At 52.0% G+C, this 475-nt stretch carries 1 protein-coding gene; it reads left to right on the forward strand.

The window, feature by feature from the left end; all coding sequences use genetic code 11:
* Window positions 1–106 precede the first annotated feature (106 nt).
* Window positions 107–475, forward strand: a 369-nt coding sequence (locus tag HWE04_RS24195; RefSeq protein ID WP_241813925.1) for a helix-turn-helix domain-containing protein, incomplete at its 3' end; no start/stop codon positions are given.

Consider the following 475-nt stretch of genomic DNA (forward strand, 5'->3'; position numbering starts at 1 on the left):
TGTTGAATTGCATCGAAAACTGACCCACTTAAGCCAGAAATTTGCATCCTAAGTTGACCCATGTTTAGACCACAATCCTGCTCAAGACAGCGAGCGGGAGAACGGAGTGATAAACGTGGCCCTACTTGGAATTATTCGGCGCTGGTACATCAGAGACCGCGTTTCGATCAGGGAAATAGCCCGTAGGCTAGACATTTCCCGAAACACTGTTCGTCGCTATATCCGGTCCGAGGCGATCGAACCGTCCTATCCCACCAGGCAATCACCGAGCTCGCTCGATGAATTCGCGCCTAGACTCTCCGCCTGGCTGAGCGCTGAGGCAGTCAAATCACGGAAGCAAAGAAGAACCCTGAAACAGATGTTCCTGGACTTGAAAGAACTGGGATATGAGGGGTCGTATGACCGCGTAGCTGCCTTCGGAAGGCAGTGGAAAGTGGGTCAGATGGCGAGGGTCAATTCTGCGAGCAAATCAACA

It is taken from the genome of Herbaspirillum sp. C7C2 (genome assembly GCF_022627865.1).
GTDB classification, from domain to species: domain Bacteria; phylum Pseudomonadota; class Gammaproteobacteria; order Burkholderiales; family Burkholderiaceae_D; genus Herbaspirillum; species Herbaspirillum frisingense.